16 protein-coding genes are annotated in these 16,843 nt (G+C 63.6%); 10 read left to right on the forward strand and 6 right to left on the reverse strand.

Translation table 11 applies throughout. The features are described 5' to 3' along the window. The first annotated feature begins 98 nt into the window (after positions 1 to 98). On the forward strand, positions 99 to 1,553 hold the full coding sequence (locus AB1286_RS07960) for a PLP-dependent aminotransferase family protein (protein WP_430362750.1): 1,455 nt from the start codon (positions 99 to 101) through the stop codon (positions 1,551 to 1,553). A gap of 262 nt (positions 1,554 to 1,815) precedes the next feature. Then, entirely contained in the window at positions 1,816 to 3,090 is a 1,275-nt protein-coding gene (locus AB1286_RS07965; RefSeq protein ID WP_430362751.1) for a sensor domain-containing phosphodiesterase, read from the forward strand. Positions 3,091 to 3,248: 158 nt separating this feature from the next. Here the strand turns inward: AB1286_RS07965 and AB1286_RS07970 are convergent, their stop codons facing one another. Further along, complete coding sequence (locus AB1286_RS07970) at positions 3,249 to 4,220, reverse strand: sigma-70 family RNA polymerase sigma factor (protein ID WP_430362752.1); 972 nt, start codon at positions 4,218 to 4,220, stop codon at positions 3,249 to 3,251. 235 nt (positions 4,221 to 4,455) lie between these two features. Between AB1286_RS07970 and clpP the strand changes: the two genes are divergently transcribed. After that, a complete protein-coding gene (gene clpP / locus AB1286_RS07975; RefSeq protein WP_430362753.1) occupies positions 4,456 to 5,091 on the forward strand; it encodes an ATP-dependent Clp endopeptidase proteolytic subunit ClpP in 636 nt (211 codons plus the stop codon). A gap of 144 nt (positions 5,092 to 5,235) precedes the next feature. Here the strand turns inward: clpP and sodB are convergent, their stop codons facing one another. Both sodB and xseA read right to left on the reverse strand, forming a co-directional pair. Next, on the reverse strand, positions 5,236 to 5,814 hold the full coding sequence (gene sodB, locus AB1286_RS07980; protein ID WP_430362754.1) for a superoxide dismutase [Fe]: 579 nt from the start codon (positions 5,812 to 5,814) through the stop codon (positions 5,236 to 5,238). Between the two features lie 265 nt (positions 5,815 to 6,079). Next, the gene (gene xseA / locus AB1286_RS07985) at positions 6,080 to 7,411 is read right to left on the reverse strand and encodes an exodeoxyribonuclease VII large subunit (protein ID WP_430365015.1); all 1,332 of its coding nucleotides are present in this window, start codon (positions 7,409 to 7,411) and stop codon (positions 6,080 to 6,082) included. A 490-nt stretch (positions 7,412 to 7,901) separates the two neighbouring features. On the opposite strand from xseA, the gene lpxK reads away from it, so the two are divergent. The 5 genes from lpxK (at position 7,902) to AB1286_RS08010 (ending at position 11,818) form a co-directional block, all read left to right on the forward strand. Beyond that, entirely contained in the window at positions 7,902 to 8,921 is a 1,020-nt protein-coding gene (gene lpxK, locus AB1286_RS07990) for a tetraacyldisaccharide 4'-kinase (protein ID WP_430362755.1), read from the forward strand. Further along, on the forward strand, positions 8,902 to 9,099 hold the full coding sequence (locus tag AB1286_RS07995; RefSeq protein WP_102647165.1) for a Trm112 family protein: 198 nt from the start codon (positions 8,902 to 8,904) through the stop codon (positions 9,097 to 9,099). Before lpxK ends, AB1286_RS07995 begins: the two co-directional genes overlap by 20 nt. Positions 9,100 to 9,152: 53 nt before the next feature. Further along, positions 9,153 to 9,971: a 3-deoxy-manno-octulosonate cytidylyltransferase gene (kdsB, locus tag AB1286_RS08000; RefSeq protein WP_430362756.1), complete on the forward strand. Its 819-nt coding sequence runs from the start codon at positions 9,153 to 9,155 to the stop codon at positions 9,969 to 9,971. A 275-nt stretch (positions 9,972 to 10,246) separates the two neighbouring features. Further along, positions 10,247 to 10,909, forward strand: coding sequence for an adenylate kinase (gene adk, locus AB1286_RS08005; protein WP_430362757.1), 663 nt, complete (start codon positions 10,247 to 10,249; stop codon positions 10,907 to 10,909). 150 nt (positions 10,910 to 11,059) lie between these two features. Next, positions 11,060 to 11,818, forward strand: coding sequence for a 3-hydroxyacyl-CoA dehydrogenase (locus AB1286_RS08010; RefSeq protein ID WP_430362758.1), 759 nt, complete (start codon positions 11,060 to 11,062; stop codon positions 11,816 to 11,818). A 91-nt stretch (positions 11,819 to 11,909) separates the two neighbouring features. Here AB1286_RS08010 and AB1286_RS08015 read toward each other — a convergent pair whose 3' ends face one another. Further along, complete coding sequence (locus AB1286_RS08015; RefSeq protein ID WP_430362759.1) at positions 11,910 to 12,749, reverse strand: SirB1 family protein; 840 nt, start codon at positions 12,747 to 12,749, stop codon at positions 11,910 to 11,912. 5 nt (positions 12,750 to 12,754) lie between these two features. After that, positions 12,755 to 14,305 carry a murein biosynthesis integral membrane protein MurJ gene (murJ, locus tag AB1286_RS08020; protein WP_430362760.1) on the reverse strand — a complete coding sequence of 517 codons (1,551 nt, stop codon included), beginning with the start codon at positions 14,303 to 14,305 and terminating at the stop codon, positions 12,755 to 12,757. Between the two features lie 481 nt (positions 14,306 to 14,786). Here murJ and rpsT point away from each other — a divergent pair, with 481 nt between their 5' ends. Next, positions 14,787 to 15,059, forward strand: coding sequence for a 30S ribosomal protein S20 (gene rpsT, locus AB1286_RS08025; protein WP_102647170.1), 273 nt, complete (start codon positions 14,787 to 14,789; stop codon positions 15,057 to 15,059). 259 nt (positions 15,060 to 15,318) lie between these two features. On the opposite strand, the gene AB1286_RS08030 is transcribed toward rpsT, so the two are convergent. Then, positions 15,319 to 15,648 (reverse strand): DUF3579 domain-containing protein, encoded by a 330-nt coding sequence (locus AB1286_RS08030; protein WP_430362761.1) that lies wholly within the window; start codon positions 15,646 to 15,648, stop codon positions 15,319 to 15,321. 247 nt (positions 15,649 to 15,895) lie between these two features. Here AB1286_RS08030 and argF point away from each other — a divergent pair, with 247 nt between their 5' ends. Then, positions 15,896 to 16,825 carry an ornithine carbamoyltransferase gene (gene argF, locus AB1286_RS08035; protein ID WP_430362762.1) on the forward strand — a complete coding sequence of 310 codons (930 nt, stop codon included), beginning with the start codon at positions 15,896 to 15,898 and terminating at the stop codon, positions 16,823 to 16,825. The last annotated feature ends 18 nt before the right edge of the window (positions 16,826 to 16,843 follow it).

Genomic DNA, 16,843 nt, shown 5'->3' on the forward strand with positions numbered 1-16,843 from the left:
ACGCATTATTGCGACGGCGCGACTACAATCACATGCACAGTACCGAACAGTTTTGTCCGAACTGTTCAGTTGAAACGCCGAACAGTCGGAGCAGACGCATGGACATCAAAATCGCCCGCGATAGCGCGGTCCCGATGACCGAGCAGATCGTCGCAGCCATGGAACAGTGGATACGTTCGCGCGAGGCACATGCGGGCGCGAAGTTGCCGTCGATCCGCCAGCTTGCGCACGATTGCGCCATCAGCCGCTTTCCGGTGATCGAAGCCTACGACCGGCTCGTATCGTTGGGCCTTGTGGAATCGCGCCACGGATCAGGGTTCTACGTGAGCGCGAGCGCGCATACCGCGCTCGATCGCGCGGGCGCGTCCGATCCGCGCCGCGCGGAGGAGGAATCGAATTACATCCTCCAGCAATTCAACCATCCCGGCGAGACCCTCAAGCTAGGCAGCGGGTTCATTCCAGAGGCATGGCGCGATATGGAAGGCATCGCGCAAGCCGTGCGGCACGTTGCGCGCACGGATCCCGGCTCGTTGATCGACTACGCCACGCCGCTCGGCAACCCTACGTTGCGCGAGCACCTTCAGGCGCGTATCGCACCGCTCGGAATCGCCGCGGACGCCTCGCAAATCTTGATCACGCTCGGCGCGAGCCAGGCGATCGACCTAATCGTTCGCTATCTGCTGCGCGCGGGCGATACGATGTTCGTCGAAGATCCGGGCTACTACAACTTGTTCGGGCTACTGAAGTTGCACGGCATCAACGTGGTGGGGATTCCGCGCACGGCGACCGGCCCCGACATCGATGTGTTGCAGGCGCAACTGAAGCGGCACCGCCCGCGTGCGCTCTTCATCAATTCGGTCTTCCACAACCCCACGGGAACGATCTTGGCGCCCTCGGTCGCCTTTCGCCTGCTGCAACTCGCGCACGAGTACGACTTCACGATCGTGGAAGACGACATCTATGCCGATTTCCAAGCGGCGGCCACGGACCGTCTCGCGGCGCTCGATCAACTCGAACGCGTCATTTACATCGGCGGGCTATCGAAGACATTGTCCTCGTCGCTGCGAATCGGCTTCATCGCCGCGAGCCGCAAAACCGTCAAAGCCTTGGGCGACATCAAGATGCTCACGAGCATCAGCGGATCGCAATTTGCCGAAGCGGTCGCGTTGACGATGCTCGAACGAGGCGCTTACCGCAAGTTCCTCGAGAGGCTGCGCCGGCATATGAGCGACGCGCTCGGCGCGACCGCGCGCACGCTCGAGGCCAACGGCTGGCAATTGTTCGCGCCACCCGTGGGCGGCAAGTTCATTTGGGCTCGCGTACCGCACATCGACGATTCGCAGTCGTTGGTCGATTGCGCGGCCGCCTGCGACGTCACGATCGCGACGGGCACCTACTTCCGTCCACATAGCGAGCCGAGCCCCTGGATTCGCATCAACGCGGCTTACGCCCAAGACCGTCGCGCTCACGCGTTTTTCGCGCGCGCGAGGCAATGGGAGCCGGCCGGCGAGCACGAGGCTTCGGCGCTCGCCGAACGCGCGCTTGCCGATTAGGGGTGCACCTGTCCCGCCAGCACGCCCCTTTACGGTGCCGCGATCGCGCGATCGGGGCACCACGTCTGTGCGTCCGGGCACGCCTCGGCACGCACGACGCAAGACGTGCGGGCCGCCGGTATGCGTTTTGACATTGCGCATGGAACTTGCTCTTGTATGCTGTACAGTTCGTAGTTGACGTCAAGCGTCATCGCGTCGAAGGCACCTGGGAGCGCCGTTTCAAGCGTACGCCGGTGTCTGTTTTCACCTCGTCGAATTCCCCATGAGCATGATCGATCTGGATCCTCCCGGCTTTCAGCCGCCTCGTCCCGTCGCGGACGACGCGGGTAGCCGCCGCACCGTCGTCTATGGCGGCTACACCGTGTTCAGCGTGTTCCAGCCGGTCTTTTCGGTCTCGCATCGTCGCGCGATCGGCTATCACGCCTCATTGCGCGCGCACGACGAACAGGGGCGGCAGGTTCCTTCGCGCGACGTCTTCGCGCAAGCCGCGCGGCGCGGCGATTTGCTGGAGTTGGGGCGGCTCGCCGAATCGCTTCATTTGGGCAATTTCAGCGCGATCGACGGCCACGACGAATGGCTCTTTCTGAGCCTGCATCCCGCCGCGCTCATGGACACGAGCTACGGCGATGCCCTGCTCGCAAACCTCAAATCGCTCGGCCTGCCACCGCAGCGCGTCGTCCTCGAGGTGCCGGAGCAGGCAGGCGGTGAGACGGGGCGCTTCGCCGAGATCGTCGACGGGCTACGCAAATCGGGGTTTCTGATCGCGCTTGGCGGCTTCGGGGCCAAGCATTCGAACGTCGATCGCGTTTGGCATCTGCATCCGGATATCGTCTCGCTCGATCGAGGCATCCTCGCGCAGGCCAGCGAGCACTCGCATTTCGAACGCGTGTTGCCTCAGCTCGTCTCGCTGTTACACGAATCGGGACAGCTCGTGCTCATGGGCGGCCTCGCCACCGAGCGCGACGCTTTGATTGCGCTCGAATGCAATGTGGACTTCGTGCAAGGCAGCTACTTCGCCGAGCCGAGCGCGCAACCGGTTGAACCCCAGGCCGCGGCCGGGCTCATCGATGCGCTCTCGGCGGCATTGCGCAAGCGCGTCGCTGCCCGCGAGCGCGCGCAGACGGAGCGCCTCGAGCCCTATGTCAGGTCGCTAGAGCAAGCGTGCGGGCGTTTCGTGGCGGGCGAGCCGGCGCTCGCCGCTTTCGATGCGCTGCTTGCGCTGCCCGATACCGCGCGCTGCTTCGTACTCGACGCCCAAGGCAGGCAGATCGGCGACAACGTCGTGCCGAGCGGTCGCGTGTCGCGACGCGCCAAGCGCTTCCGGCCGCTCTTGCATTCGGAAGGCGCGAACTGGGCACATCGTCCGTACTTCACGGAAGCGGTTCGAGCCCCCGGGCCCGTACATTTGACGGCACCGTATCTATCGCTGAACGAAGCGCACTTGTGCGTGACGGCATCGATTGCCGCGCAAACGGCTCGTGGGCTACAGGTGCTGTGCGTCGATATCGATTGGGAAGCGGCGTCGAGCCGTCGATAAGCCGTTCTCATTGACGAGCGGCGAACGCGTTCGCGGAAATTCGACTGAGGAAATGAGACTGCCGATCGGAAAAGACGCCTAGGAATTGGCGCGCGTCGGCAAAGCAAGCGGGAAAGCGGTAGACGCGTTGCGGCGCGTGTCGCGGATGAGCGCAGGCGTTACGCCGCGCATGAAGTCGTCATGGGCGTGCGGCCGGCGATTCGCGACAACAATTGGGCGATCGCGCGCGAGCCGAAGCGCCGATTGAGCGCATCCACTTCCGCCCCGCTCGTGACGAGCGCAAACTCACCCTCCCAGCCGCCCGATCGTCCACGCTTGAACGAAAAGCGAACCAGGCCGACGACTTCGCACGCGCGCACGAGTGCGAAGGCGCCCCCCCAATCGGACGGTAGTGCATAGGCCTCGAACGCGGCATCTTCGCTTTGCGCCGCGGCGCGTTCGACAGCGGAACGCGCAGCACCGGCACTGGCGCCGCGGGCCGCCGCAGCCGTCACCGCCGTTCGAACCGCGAACAGCTGCAACGCGCCGGCGGCATCGGCCCCATGGATCGCATCGCGCAGTCGCTCGAAACTGCCCATACCCGACTCTCCCGCCTCGGCCCGATCGCGCGACCGCCCGTCCACCGCGTGTTGCTCGCGATTCGCAAGACGCTGGCGCGCCCGATGGGCCAGTTGCCGGCAATGCGCGGCCGTCTTGCCGACGACCTCGGCGATCTGCGCATAGTCGTAGTCGAACGCCTCGTGCAGGACGAACGCGGCGCGCTCGTCCGGCGACAGGCGCTCGAGCAACAGCGCGACCGCCTCCGACACCGACGCCGCGCGCATCGCCTCGTCCTCCGCGGAGGGGACCCACTCGTCGAGCCAAGGCTGCATCAGCCAATCGTTCGCACGCGCCGTCTGCTCGGATTGCAGCCGGCGGATACGGTCGATTGCCAGGCGCGTCGTTACCGTCGTCAGCCAAGCGAGCGGCGTACGCAGCTCGTGAGCGGCGGCCGCGTGCCATTTGAGCCATGCGTCCTGCACGACGTCCTCGGCTTCGGCCCGACTGCCGAGCATGCGATAAGCGATGGAGATGAGCCGCGCGCGGGCGGCCTCGAAACCCGATGTTTTCTCTATTTCTTCTTGCGTCATTGAATTGGCTCCCAGATTCGAGCTTTCGGCGCGCCGTGCGCCTTCGTCAGGTTGACGTTCGAGCATGCTCCGATGTGACGAGCATGCGGATGTTTTTTTCCGTAGGCCGGCTCATGCGGCGGATTCATCGGCCGAGCGTCACATCGCCGTTCGGCCAAGCGTCATGACAGCAAAGACCGCTTGCGAGGCGTATCCTCGTTAAGCGGACATCGTCGATTCTCATTTGAGGAGCGCCATGCCTTTCCTTCCCACTAGCCAGCTCGTGCCGACCGTCATCGAACAATCGGGCCGGGGCGAGCGCGCCTACGACATCTATTCGCGCCTGCTGCGCGAGCGGATCGTGTTCCTGGTCGGTCCCGTCACCGACGAAACGGCAAGCTTGATCGTCGCCCAGATGCTCTTTCTCGAATCGGAGAATCCCGAGAAGGATATTTTTTTCTACATCAATTCGCCGGGCGGCTCCGTGTACGACGGCTTCGCCATCTACGACACGATGCAGTTCATCAAGCCGCAAGTCTCGACGCTATGCACCGGATTCGCGGCCAGCATGGGTTCGTTCCTGCTCGCCGCCGGCGCGAAGGGCAAGCGCTTCGCACTGCCGAACGCGCGCATCATGATTCACCAGCCCTCGGGCGGCAATCAAGGCACGGCGGCCGACATCGAGATTCAAGCGAAAGAAGTGCTGTTTTTACGGGAACGGCTCAATAGCGTCCTCGCGGAGCGTACCGGTCAATCGATCGAACAGATCGCCAAGGATACCGATCGCGACAATTTCATGTCGGCAATCGCGGCAAAAGAGTATGGGCTAATCGACGACGTACTCGCCGACCGAATCTCGCTCGCCGACTTCGCGCGCCGCAATACGCTCTAGTTGCCCGCATCGCGCGGACCGCGTCAATGTGCGAACGGCGCCGCAGATGGCGCCGTTGCATGAAAAAAGGCTCTCCGATGCGAAGAGCCTTTTCGATGCATGGGTGCTCGATGCGGCACCCATGCCGTCGTGGTCAGCGATGACTTACGCGAAGTTCTTCGCGGCGAAATCCCAGTTCACGAGGTTCCAATACGCTTCGACGAACTTCGGACGCGCATTGCGGTAGTCGATGTAGTAGGCATGTTCCCACACGTCGATCGTCAGCAGCGCCTTGGCGTCGGTCGTCAGCGGCGTTGCGGCGTTGCTCGTCGACACGATGTCGAGCGAACCGTCGGCCTTCTTTACGAGCCACGTCCAGCCCGAACCGAAGTTGCCCACGGCGGCCTTCGAGAACGCTTCCTTGAACGCGTCGAAGGAGCCCCACTTCGCGTTGATCGCGTCACCCAGCGCACCGCTCGGCGCGCCGCCGCCTTGCGGCTTCAGGCAATTCCAGAAGAACGTGTGATTCCAAACTTGCGCGGAGTTGTTGAAGACACCGCCCGACGACTTCTTGATGATCTCTTCGAGTTGCAGGTTCTCGAACTCGGTGCCCTTGATCAGGTTGTTCAAGTTCGTCACGTAGGCTTGGTGGTGCTTGCCGTAGTGAAATTCGAGCGTTTCCTCCGACATATGCGGAGCGAGCGCGTTCTTCGCGTACGGCAGCGGCGGGAGCGTATGTTCCATGGTGCTGTTCCTTCTGTGTTATGGGGAAGTAGGCGGCTAACGCTTGGAGCACTGGATTGTAGGCGAGTTGGAATAACCCCGCAAACGAGCGGCCTTTATGGGCAGCATTGACCGTCAGCCGCCGTAATCAGCGTAAAAAATGCTCCCGCAACGCGCATTTCGTCGCATGGATGGACGGAAATGACCGACGATCGATCCCCGATCGTCGCAGCTGCGTGCAAACGGCGCGTTCGGCGCATTCGGCGCGACCGAATCGCGCCGCCGATCAAAAGCCGTCGGCAAGCCGGGCCTGCACGTCCTTGAGCGTCACGTCGACCACGCCCTCGGCCACATGAACGGTCAAGCGCTTGTCTCGTTTCAATGACGAAGGCGATCGCACCGCACGCCCCGTTTGGGCGTCGATGAGTGCCGCGTAGCCACGCTCGAGCGTACGCTGCGGACTCAGCACCTCGAGCCGCGCCTCGAGCGTCGCCACCTGCGCCAAACGGCGCTCGCGTTGCCGCTCGATACCGACGGCGAGCCGGCGCGACAAGCCCGCGAGCGCGGCGCGCGGCGCGGCGAGATCGGGCCGCCAGCGCTGCCAAGAAAGCCGGACGATCGCGAAGCGCGCCTGAGCATCGCGCAACGGGCGCCCGCCCGCCGAGGCCAAGCGTGCCTGCAATTGCTGAAGATGCGAGCGTTGCCGGCGCAGACGCTCGGCCGGACTCACGAGCCTGCGCGCCAGCCAGTCGAGCTGCTGCTCGCGCCGTTCCATCAGGCGCCCGAACCCGCGCGCCAGCGCCGCCGTGCGGTGATCCAACTCACGGAGCAGCATCGTTCGCTGCGGACTCACGAGTTCGGCGGCGCCCGTGGGCGTCGGCGCACGCATGTCCGCTGCGAAATCGGCGATCGTGAAATCCGTCTCGTGCCCCACGCCGCTTACGACCGGCAACTCGCTGGCGGCAATCGCGCGCGCGAGCCTCTCCTCGTTGAACGACCAAAGATCTTCGATCGAGCCGCCTCCGCGGCAAACGATCAGCACATCGACTTCCCGGCGCGCATTCGCCGTCTCGACCATCGCGGCCAGCTTTTCGCTGGCGCCCGCGCCTTGAACGGGTGCGGGATAGACGATGACAGCCACGTGCGGGGCTCGGCGCGCGAGCGTCGTGAGCACGTCGCGCAGCGCTGCGGCTTGCAGCGACGTGACGATGCCGATCGCACGCGGATGCGTGGGCAAAGCCCGCTTGCGCTCGGCCGCGAAGAGCCCCTCCGCTTCGAGCTGCGCCTTCAGCTTCAGGAATTGCTCGTAAAGGCGCCCCATGCCGGTACGGCGGACGGCCTCGACGTTCAGTTGCAGCTCGCCGCGCGGCTCGTACATCGTCACCAGCGCGCGCACCTCGATCTTGTCGCCTTCGCGCGGGGTGAATTCCGCGTACTGGGCGCGGCCGCGGAACATGACGCAACGCATCTGCGCCCCGGCATCCTTGATCGAAAAGTACCAATGACCGCTCGCCGCACGTGTGAAATTCGAGACTTCCCCCGCCACCCAGACGAGCGGAAACGAGCGCTCGAGCATCGTGCCGATCGCACGATTGAGCACCGAGACGGGAACGGCCATATCGGCCTCGAACGCGGCGGCGGGAAGCGGCGTCGACGCGCCGCCGGGCGGAAATGGGGGGCGAGATTGCATGCGAAACCTTATTCGGACCGGTCAGGACAATAGACCGCCCGGCGGCGCCCGTCCAGTGTCCCCGTCATTGCATGCAAGGTTTCCCACATAGCGAAGCGCCATCAGACGTGGCCGACAACACCGAAGAAAACTCGCGAATCGCGCGACATCATGTTTCAAGTAATTGATTTTTATAGATTATTTTTACGAATACCATCGTGCTTGGCCGATAAGAAGTCCTATTTATCGGCCTTCCCGGTCGCCACCTCGGAAGTTCTTCACAGAGTTATCCACAGGCGGTGCATCGCAGTGAAGCCCTGCGCAAAGTACGCCGAGGGGGCTCGGCGCGCTTGCGGCGCCCTTGCGGCGCGCGCTACAGTGCCGGCTCCCGACTCCGCGCTTTCACCAACTTGACGTCTACTTCCGCCCGATGAATCGCATGGCCGACCGAATCAAAGCACGCGCCGAAGCTTACGTCACGCGCGAATGGCAGCGCCGCGGCACGTTTGCCTGGGCCATGACGCCGTTCGCCGGTGTGTTCGGCGCGATCGCCGCTATGCGGCGCGCGACGTTCGCGCTCGGCTGGCGCGAATGCGTGAGCGTCGGCGTACCGGTCGTCATCGTCGGCAACGTCACCGTCGGCGGTACCGGTAAGACGCCGACCGTCATCGCGCTGGTCGAGGCGCTGCGCGCCGCGGGCTTCACGCCGGGCGTGGTCTCGCGCGGGTACGGCGCCAAAGGCGACGAGCCGCGCCCCGTCACCTCGAGTTCGTCGGCCAAGCAGGTGGGCGACGAGCCGGTGCTGATCGCACGGCGCACGAGCGCGCCCGTTTGGGTCGCGCGCGATCGCGTCGCTTGCGCGAAGGCGCTGCGCGAGGCGCATATCGATGTCGATGTCATCGTCAGCGACGACGGCTTGCAGCATTACCGACTGGCGCGCGACGTCGAACTCGTGCTGTTCGATCAGCGCCTGGCCGGGAATGGCTTCTTGCTGCCCGCCGGCCCCTTGCGCGAACCGCTTTCGCGCCGGCGCGACGCCACGCTCGTGAACAATCCGTTCGAGCGCACCCTGCCGCCGTGGCCCGATACGTTCGCGCTGTCGCTGACACCGGGGGACGCCTGGCATCTGGGCGAGCCGGGTCTGCGGCGCCCGCTCGCGCAGTTCGCCGGCGAGCGCGTCCTGGCCGCGGCGGGCATCGGTGCGCCGGAGCGCTTTTTCGCGACGCTGCGCGCGGCCGGCCTCGCCCCGGCCACCAGGCCGCTGCCCGACCACTACGCGTTCAACGACAACCCGTTCGCGGGCGATCGCGTCGACGCGATCTTGGTGACCGAGAAGGATGCAGTAAAATTGAACGCTTGGCGTGACCCTCGTATCTGGGTAGTCCCGGTCGAAGCCACGCTTCCTGCTCGCCTCATCGATTTGGTTGTGGAGAAACTCCGTGGACGCTCGCCTGCTTGAAATCCTCGTTTGCCCGATTTGCAAGGGGCCGCTGACCTACGACCGCGGCCAGCAAGAACTTATCTGCCAAGCCGATAAGCTCGCCTACCCGATCCGTGACGGTATCCCCGTGATGCTCGTCGACGAAGCGCGCCAAACCGTGGAAGGCACGCTCGTCGATCCGGCCGGCGGCGCCTGAAGCACCGCCCGCACGCTTGCGCCTTACGTGACACCGTCTTTCTCCGCACCGCGATGACCGTCAACGCCAGTCTCGATACGCCGCCTTTCATCGCGGTCGTTCCCGCTCGCCTCGCTTCCACTCGTCTACCTGAGAAACCGCTCGCCGACATCGCCGGCAAGCCGATGGTCGTACGCGTGGCCGAACGCGCACGCGAGGCGGGTGCGCAACGGGTGCTGATCGCAACCGACGACGCCCGCGTACTTCAAGCCGTGCAAGCCCATGGGTTCGACGCCTTACTCACGCGCGCCGACCATCCGTCGGGCACGGATCGGCTCGCCGAAGTGGCGGCGCGGCTCGCGTTGCCCGACGACACGATCGTCGTCAACGTGCAAGGCGACGAGCCGCTGATCGACCCCGCATTGGTACGCGACGTTGTGTCGCACCTTGCGGCGCATCCCGATTGTGCGATCGCGACCGCCGCTCATCCGATTGCCGACGCCGCGGAAGTTTTCAATCCGAACGTCGTGAAAGTCGTGCTCGATGCACGCGGGGTCGCGCTGTACTTTTCGCGTGCGCCGATCCCGTGGCAACGCGATGCCTATGCGCCGCAATGCGGCGAGCGCGCGATCGACGTCGCGGCGATGCCTGCGCCGCAAGCCGGCGCGGTCCTTCGCCACATCGGCTTGTATGCGTACCGCGCGCGGTTTCTGCGCACGTATCCGTCGCTCGCTCAAGCACCGATCGAGCACGCGGAGATGCTCGAGCAGTTGCGTGCGATGTGGCATGGCGAACGCATCGCGGTGCTCGTGACAAGCGATGCGCCGGCGCCCGGCGTCGACACGTTGGCCGATCTCGAGCGCGTGCGCACACTTTTCCTGTCAAAGGCCTAACCTTTTCCGGTCGAAGCGCTAACGACCCATGGCATAATCAGGGCCGATTGCGCGAGCATCTCGCACCATTCGCTTCCGATTCCCGTTCGTTTCGCTTGGTCGCCCACCGGCGGCCGACCGCATCGTACCGACGATGCGGCGCGCCCAGCGCGTGTGACCGATGCGCCTTTGCGCCGCTGGCGACGCAACGGATGGAAGCGCGTTTGCCATTGGCATTCTCGAGTTTGCGTTTTGCGTATCGCGCCGCAGCATTCACATTCGATTCGGAGAACAGCATGCGTTTGATCCTGTTGGGCGCGCCGGGCGCCGGCAAGGGTACCCAGGCTAACTACATCAAAGAAAAATTCGGGATCCCGCAGATTTCGACCGGTGACATGCTGCGCGCCGCCGTCAAGGCCGGCTCGCCGCTCGGCATCGAAGCGAAGCGCTTCATGGACGCGGGGGAACTCGTACCTGACACGCTCATCATCAATCTCGTGAAGGAACGGCTCCTCGAAGCCGATTGCAAGAACGGTTACCTGTTCGACGGTTTCCCGCGCACGCTGCCGCAAGCGGAAGCAATGAAGGAAGCCGGCGTCGCGATCGACTACGTGCTGGAGATCGACGTTCCGTTCGACGAGATCATCGTTCGCATGAGCGGCCGCCGCACGCACCCGCAGTCGGGCCGCACTTATCACGTCAAGTTCAATCCGCCGAAGGTCGAAGGCCAAGACGACGTGACGGGCGAGCCGCTGATTCAGCGCGACGACGATAAGGAAGAGACCGTGAAAAAGCGTCTCGACGTCTATGTCGCTCAGACGAAGCCGCTCGTCGACTACTATCAGCAATGGGCGCAACGCGGCGTCGAAAACGGGTTGAGCGCGCCGCAGTATCGGCGTATCTCGGGCCTCGGCAGCGTCGACGAAATTCGTCAGCGCGTGTTCGAAGCGCTGAAATAACGCGCCGTCAACCCAGCACAACCCGCCCCCGAAGGCGGGTTTTTTTACGCCCGCGAGCGATTACAATCGTCGGCGGCCCGCGCGCCTACCGGTCACGAGCCGGGCGGCAACGGGAATGCACCCTCTTGAAAAAATGAAAGGAGCATCAGCATGGAGATTCGCGGCAACGCATTTTTGGTCACCGGCGGCGCGTCGGGCCTCGGCGCGGCAACGGCACGGCTTTTCGCCGAACAAGGCGGCAAGGTCGTCATCGCCGATTTGAACGAAGATGCCGGCACTCAGCTCGCGAGCGAACTTGCGGGCGCGTTCGTCAAATGCGACGTGAGCCGCGAGGCGGATGCGAAGCAGGCCGTCGAAGCCGCGACGCGTCTCGGCCCGCTCGTCGGGCTCGTGAACTGCGCAGGCGTCGCGCCGGCGATTAAGACGGTCGGCAAGGACGGCCCTCACCCGCTCGACAAATTCCAACGCACGATCGAAATCAATTTGATCGGCACGTTCAATATGCTGCGGCTCGCGGCCGTCGAGATGGCGAAAAACGAGCCCAACGCGAACGGCGAGCGCGGCGTAATCGTCAATACGGCCTCGGTCGCGGCATTCGACGGACAAATCGGTCAAGCGGCGTACGCCGCATCGAAAAGCGGCGTGGCGGGTATGACGCTGCCGATCGCACGCGATCTGTCGCGCAATGCGATCCGTGTGATGACGATCGCGCCCGGTATCTTCGAAACGCCGATGCTGCTCGGCATGCCCAAGGAAGTGCAGGATGCGCTCGGCGCGATGGTGCCGTTCCCTCCGCGCCTCGGCAAACCGAACGAGTATGCGATGCTCGTGAAGCAGATCTTCGACAACCCGATGCTCAACGGCGAAGTGATTCGCCTCGACGGCGCGATTCGGATGCAGCCGAAGTAAATCGGCCCGCACAGCGCAACGTATCAGACGAAAACGCCCGACCAGCGCTTGCGCGCCGGCCGGGCGTTTCTTCATTCGGCGTGCTTCGCTTCTACATGTCGCCGTGATCGGTACGTTGGCGCAATTCGTTCAGTTGCGATTCGACGGCCGTAGCGTCCTCGGCATCGGGACAATCTTCGAGGTAACGCTCCAGGTCCTGAAGTGCCGGTCGCAGATAGTCGAGCCGCGCATAGGCAAAGCCTCGGTCGCGCACTTCCTCGATATTGCCGGGCAACAACACGACGAGCCGCTGCTGGACCGCCAGTAGGCGTTGCCATCGTTCGGACTGCAAATAAACGGCCTTCAAGTTGCGTAGCATCCGCGCGACGATCTCGCGCGGCGTCGCGGGCTGCAACAACATGCGCAAGGCGTTGCCGACCGACTGCTCCGTATGCGAGATATACGGCTCGAGCATGTCGACCATCTGCGCCTCGGAAAGCGACTGGCCCGTCGTGGGATCGAGCATGACATCCCCTTCGGGCAGCGTCATGCGCAGCAGAAAGTGCCCGGGGAACGATACGCCTTTGACCGGTACGCCGATTTGCTCGCCTAGCTCCAGATAGAGCACGGCCAGCGAGATCGGGATTCCGCGCCGGCGTTTGAGCACGACGTTCAGATGGCTGTTGTCCGGGTCGTAGTAATCGTTCAGATTGCCCGCGAAGCCGAGTTCGCGGAAAAAAAAGCGGTTCAGCGCGCCGATTTTTTCAGTCAAATCGGCGCCTTCCGGAAGCCGTCGTTTGATTCGCAACGCGAGTTCGTCCAACTCCGCGAGCACGCCTTCGAGGTCGAGATCGGGATAGGTGTCCTGCGCAAGCGAAATCGCCGTCTCGGTGAGCGGCAGGCTGTCGTCGTCGGCAACGAGGGTGGCGAAGTAGTCGAGTACGGATGTCATGACCGTTACTTAGTACGCCTTCTGAAGTAAGCGTATTTGAAGCCCATGAGCCCAAGCATACTGAAATATAGTGCGGCGAATATCACGAGACACGCAGCCAGCAGCGCGATGCGCTCGAGTGGGTGATGACGCAAGCCGATCCAGTCGAAATTGACCGCGCACCAGTGCATGGCGCCCGCGAGCATCAACGACGAACCCGCCAACTGGACGAGAAATAACAGCCACCCGCTCGACGGAGTATAGATCCGGCGCCGGCGCAAACCGATGAATAACAACGAAGCGTTTACGCAAGCGCCGAGCCCGACGCTCAACGTGAGGCCGGCGTGCCCCAATATAGGCACGAACACATAGTTCGATAGCTGCGTAACGACGAGCACCGCGATGCCGATCTTCACGGGCGTCTTGATGTCCTGCTTGGCGTAAAAGCCCGGCGCCAGGATCTTGATGAGGATGAGGCCCACGAGCCCCACGCCGTATGCCGCCAGCGCTCGCCCGACCATGACGACCGAATGCGCGTCGAAACGGCCGTAGTCGAAGAGCGCGGCCGTGAGCGGTTCGGAGAAGACGAATAGCGCCAATGCACTCGGCACGGCGAGCAAAAAGGTGACGCGCAATCCCCAATCGAGCAGCGAGGAGTACTCGTGCGGGTCGGCGTCCGCATGGGCTTTCGCGAGGCTCGGCAGCAAGATCGTACCGAGCGCGACGCCGAGCAGCGCCGTCGGAAACTCCATGAGCCGGTCGGCGTAGTAGATCCAGGAGACGGCGCCGGGCCCGAGGCGCGACGCAATGTTCGTGTTGATGATGAGGCTCAATTGGGCCACGGAGACGGCAAACGTGGCGGGAACCATTTTGACGAGCACGCGCTTCACGCCCCGGTGCGCGAGCGCGGCAAGCGGATTGAAGCCGATGCGCGGCGCCATGTCGATTTTGCGCAACCCGGGCAACTGGGCGACGAACTGCAACACCCCGCCGACGATGACGGCCCAGGCCAGCGCATAGACCGGCACCTTCATATGCGGCGCGACGAATGCGGCGGCGACGATGAACACGAGGTTCAGCAACACCGGCGCGAAGGCCGGCAGCGAAAACTTGCCGTAGGTATTCAGTACGCCGGCGGCCAGCGTCGTCAGCGAAATGAAGATGATGTACGGGAACATGATTCGCGTCATCGCCACCGCGAGCACGAATGCCTGCCCGTCGGCACGCAGCCCCGAGGCGACGCCGTAGACGACCCACGTCGCGCCGGCCACCCCGACGACGGAGACGGCCGCGAGCATCCAAGCGAGCACGGTCGACATGGCGTCGACCAGCGCTTTGGTCGCGTCGTGCCCTTGCTGGCTCTTGAATTCGGCCAGGATGGGCACGAACGCCTGCGAGAACGCCCCCTCGGCGGACAAGCGCCGCAACAGGTTAGGAATACGGAAAGCGACGTAAAATGCGTCGGTATATTGACTGGCGCCGAACGCACGGGCGATCAGCGTTTCGCGGGCCAGTCCGGTCACGCGCGACAGCAGCGTGAAGCCGCTGACCGTCAGCAGGGCTCGGAAGAGATTCATGGGGCCGAATTATACGGACACCGGCAGCTGCGTCGTCCGCATCGAGTATCGGCGAAACGCGCCACCGGCCGCATCGATGGGTTTCGAGGACGTCGGCTACGCGACCGAGCGGACATCCGGCCCCTTTCGAGCGCACACACGCTCGCGAGTTGCAGCGGCGCCTCATCCGGCTCGCGCTTGCCATCTATCTGATTTTGTTGCTATACTCGCGCGTTTCGAAGCTCGACCTCGGTCGCCGACCGGCCTTTCCTCGTTTTTGGCCGGCCCCGGTTGCTGGCTGAGAGGCCGGCTAAGGACCCCATGGCGGGCGCCGGCTAGTGGTCGCTAGGCGCCGTGTTCGCGGTGAATCGCGAAAACCACGAATACGCTTCGCCGAAGTTTTTGCACTTCCGGGCAATCGCTTCCGGAAGTTTGGACCAAAAAGCGGCACTCGATCGGCCTACCGGCCGGGCGCCGAAACAGTACAGGACAAGGAACTCTCATGGCTAACTCCGCACAAGCACGCAAGCGCGCCCGTCAGGCCGCCAAGGCGAACTCGCACAACTCGGCTCTGCGCTCGAAGTACCGCACGGCAGTCAAGGCCGTTCGCAAGGCGATCGAAGCCGGCGACCAAGCCAAGGCAGCGGAGCTCTTCCGCGCGTCGGCCAAGACGATGGACATCATCGCCGACAAGAAGATCGTTCACAAGAACAAGGCCGCTCGCCATAAGAGCCGCCTGGCAGCAGCCATCAAGGGTCTGCAAGCCGCAGCGTAAGCAGCCTGGCCGCGGGTGCGTCATGCGCCCCGCGCCGATTGCGGTCGATACACGTCAGCCTATCGTTATCCGATAGGCCGATAGGCGAATCGACCGCAGACTGACTTCGCAACAAAAAAGCCCGCAATGTACGCATTGCGGGCTTTTTTGCGCGCTGGCTACGCGCAATCACCATCAAGGGACGACTCAAGGGACGCGAAACGCGGCCGACGCAACGGCCGCGAGAGCACACGGTGTAGCGGCCGGACGGGCCGGCCCGTTACGCTTTGCGCGAGGCGCCGTGATCGTCGGGCAGCTCGCACGCTTCGGTCACGACGAGATCGTTGTCTTTCGCGAAATTCATCACGAAGTCGAACGCCATCGGCTCGATGTCGCGCAACCGCGAATCGAGAATCACGCACTTGAGATCGCCGAGGAGGATGGGACGGACGTAGCGCGAATATTGCAACCGCGCGTTCGGACCTTGGGCGCCGGGACCGTAGCAGGACATAACCCCTGCGAGACGCTCCGACCAATCACTGGGCCGAAATTTCTTTCCGCCTTTCGTGATGCCTTGAATGAAGAATTCAGTGTGGGGTGCTTCGGCCATGTAACAAACCCATGAGACTCGCCCGAAGCCTGCCCGCCGGGCTTGGGAAAACCTGTCGATTATACCACCGCTACGCGCTTTTGCCGCACTGCACACAAACGGCGCCTGCGCCGCGGCGCAGGCGCGCAAGCGGGACTCGCCGGCTCGTCAAAAGTGGCGAAATCCTTTATGCTGCATACAGTTACCACATCCGACGGCGGCGCCGTCCGGTGCCTTCGCGCCGGGTGAAGCCCGCCGTATTTGCTTCATGGCCGCCAAACAAATCCGACACTACCTCCAGTTCAACGACTTCTCCCGGGACGACTACGAGTACGTGCTCGAACGCGCGCGCATTCTGAAACGCAAGTTCAAGAACTACGAGACGTATCACCCGCTGCACGATCGCACGCTTGCGATGATTTTCGAGAAGAACTCGACTCGCACGCGCCTCTCGTTCGAAGCCGGCATCTTCCAGTTAGGCGGTCATGCCGTGTTCATGAGCACGCGCGATACCCAACTCGGCCGCGGCGAACCGATCGAAGACGCCGCCCAGGTCATTTCGCGCATGGTCGACATCATCATGATCCGCACGTTCGGCCAGGACATCATCCGCCGCTTCGCGGAAAACTCGCGCGTGCCGGTCATCAACGGCCTGACCAACGAATACCACCCGTGTCAGGTCCTTGCCGATATTTTCACGTTCTACGAACATCGGGGCCCGATCGCGGGCAAGACGGTGGCGTGGGTTGGCGACGCGAACAACATGCTCTACACCTGGATCGAGGCGGCACAGATCCTCGAGTTCAAGCTGCGCATTTCCACGCCGCCCGGTTATAAGCTCGATCCGGCCCTCGTCGCGCCCGACAGCGCGCCGTTCTTCGAAGAATTCGCCGATCCGAACGAAGCGTGCCGAGGCGCCGATCTCGTGACGACCGATGTCTGGACCAGCATGGGGTTCGAGGCTGAGAACGAAGCGCGCAAGGCGGCGTTCGCGGATTGGTGCGTCGATTGCGAGATGATGGCCCTGGCCCAACCCGACGCATTGTTCATGCACTGCCTGCCCGCCCACCGCGGCGAGGAAGTCAGCGCCGATGTGATCGATGGGCCGCAAAGCGTCGTCTGGGACGAAGCGGAAAACCGGCTGCACGTTCAAAAGGCACTGATGGAGTTCTTGCTGCTCGGCAAGCTCAATCACTGACGCTCGCCGGCCCCCGTA

Source organism: Trinickia sp. NRRL B-1857 (assembly GCF_050470685.1).
GTDB lineage: Bacteria > Pseudomonadota > Gammaproteobacteria > Burkholderiales > Burkholderiaceae > Trinickia.

Excerpts from the sequence above, each read along its gene's own strand:
- clpP (WP_430362753.1), top strand. The coding sequence starts at position 4,456 with ATGCCTTTCCTTCCCACTAGCCAGCTCGTGCCGACCGTCATCGAACAA.
- AB1286_RS07970 (WP_430362752.1), bottom strand. The coding sequence starts at position 4,220 with ATGACGCAAGAAGAAATAGAGAAAACATCGGGTTTCGAGGCCGCCCGC.
- AB1286_RS08030 (WP_430362761.1), bottom strand. The coding sequence starts at position 15,648 with ATGGCCGAAGCACCCCACACTGAATTCTTCATTCAAGGCATCACGAAA.
- murJ (WP_430362760.1), bottom strand. The coding sequence starts at position 14,305 with ATGAATCTCTTCCGAGCCCTGCTGACGGTCAGCGGCTTCACGCTGCTG.
- lpxK (WP_430362755.1), top strand. The coding sequence starts at position 7,902 with ATGGCCGACCGAATCAAAGCACGCGCCGAAGCTTACGTCACGCGCGAA.
- argF (WP_430362762.1), top strand. The coding sequence starts at position 15,896 with ATGGCCGCCAAACAAATCCGACACTACCTCCAGTTCAACGACTTCTCC.
- rpsT (WP_102647170.1), top strand. The coding sequence starts at position 14,787 with ATGGCTAACTCCGCACAAGCACGCAAGCGCGCCCGTCAGGCCGCCAAG.
- AB1286_RS07960 (WP_430362750.1), top strand. The coding sequence starts at position 99 with ATGGACATCAAAATCGCCCGCGATAGCGCGGTCCCGATGACCGAGCAG.
- AB1286_RS08010 (WP_430362758.1), top strand. The coding sequence starts at position 11,060 with ATGGAGATTCGCGGCAACGCATTTTTGGTCACCGGCGGCGCGTCGGGC.
- AB1286_RS07965 (WP_430362751.1), top strand. The coding sequence starts at position 1,816 with ATGAGCATGATCGATCTGGATCCTCCCGGCTTTCAGCCGCCTCGTCCC.
- AB1286_RS08015 (WP_430362759.1), bottom strand. The coding sequence starts at position 12,749 with ATGACATCCGTACTCGACTACTTCGCCACCCTCGTTGCCGACGACGAC.
- sodB (WP_430362754.1), bottom strand. The coding sequence starts at position 5,814 with ATGGAACATACGCTCCCGCCGCTGCCGTACGCGAAGAACGCGCTCGCT.
- xseA (WP_430365015.1), bottom strand. The coding sequence starts at position 7,411 with ATGGCCGTTCCCGTCTCGGTGCTCAATCGTGCGATCGGCACGATGCTC.
- kdsB (WP_430362756.1), top strand. The coding sequence starts at position 9,153 with ATGACCGTCAACGCCAGTCTCGATACGCCGCCTTTCATCGCGGTCGTT.
- adk (WP_430362757.1), top strand. The coding sequence starts at position 10,247 with ATGCGTTTGATCCTGTTGGGCGCGCCGGGCGCCGGCAAGGGTACCCAG.